Source organism: Lampropedia aestuarii, from assembly GCF_004803635.1.
Taxonomy (GTDB): Bacteria; Pseudomonadota; Gammaproteobacteria; order Burkholderiales; family Burkholderiaceae_C; genus Lampropedia; species Lampropedia aestuarii.
Map to the genome: position 1 here is coordinate 1 of NZ_SSWX01000059.1, position 1,078 is coordinate 1,078.

The window sequence follows — 1,078 nt, forward strand, 5'->3', positions numbered from 1 at the left end:
TTGAGTTGGCGCTCCACTTCTTGCAGCACCGTGTTTTTTGCCGCTGTACGTCCAGCGGCTTAATATTTCAGCATATGATGTGCAAGCGGCGATCAATTAATAGAATACTCTCATTCTTTCATCTGAGAAATTAAAAAATACTTCCCGCGGAGATCGTTTTTAAAAATCTATCAAGCAAGACCCCATCAGTTGATATTAGAGAAACACCCATCTTCTCATAAAGGTAGATAGTTCCAGCTGCATAAACGATGCAAGGATATGCATCATCTCCAATCTCACAAATTTGATCAAAAGAAGGAAACTTTTCTGATGGAATTTTTCCGATAGAAATTGAATATAAACCGTCATCAAAAGGAATTGTGCATGCAAATGCAACTATTTCATCGCCAGGTCTTCTTATTGAGCATTCATTAGGCACTTTAAATTTATTTTTACCTAAAACAAATGATGTACCATTTTTAATCTGATAGTATTTTTGCTCAATAAAAAATGGATATTTTTTATAATAGAAGCCAAAAAAAACCAAACTAATACCAATGAAAATTAAAAAAAGATGGAGTTTCTTTCTTGTCATTTTTTTTTTCCTTTTAAACTATCTATTACTGCTTCAGCACCAATGCCAACCCAGTCGCCTTTACTTGTTGGAATCGCACCTGTTACGGAGGTGCCGGGAACTGTTGTGCCAAGCTTGAATGCTGCCTCAGAAATATCATTTATACCATCCTTTTTTAAATCTCTCACTTTCTGTTCAGCATTCATTAGCTCTTCTGCTGACAAGTTGCAAGTATTCGGGGTCATGACACAATTAAAAAGCTCCATCTCAATATCATTCCCTCTCTCAATTTTATTTCTACCTTGTAGCCCTTTATTGGCTCCATCCTCTATTCCAGCGGCAGTCTCGCCAATGCCGATAAAACTCAATAAGCCAGCTAAGAAGGCCCACAATCCAAAAGGATCGCTCCACTGGTTAGGATTATCTGGATAGGTAAATAAATTAAGCTTGCCACCGGCTAAGCCAATCGGATCCTGATTAATATAAGCCCCCAACTGCGGGTCATAGTACCGATAGCGGTTGTAA

General features: G+C 38.0%; 2 protein-coding genes. Both read right to left on the reverse strand.

Annotated features, from left to right (window positions below; all coding sequences use genetic code 11):
- Positions 1–130: 130 nt before the first annotated feature.
- Positions 131–574 carry a hypothetical protein gene (locus E8K88_RS17880; RefSeq protein WP_136408020.1) on the reverse strand — a complete coding sequence of 148 codons (444 nt, stop codon included), beginning with the start codon at positions 572–574 and terminating at the stop codon, positions 131–133.
- Positions 571–1,078: RHS repeat-associated core domain-containing protein (locus E8K88_RS17885; protein ID WP_136408021.1), on the reverse strand; the 508-nt coding region annotated here is incomplete at its 5' end. The genes E8K88_RS17880 and E8K88_RS17885, both read right to left, overlap by 4 nt.

Bases quoted from the DNA above. Each gene is read 5' to 3' on its own strand.
- E8K88_RS17880 (WP_136408020.1), bottom strand. From the start codon at position 574: ATGACAAGAAAGAAACTCCATCTTTTTTTAATTTTCATTGGTATTAGT.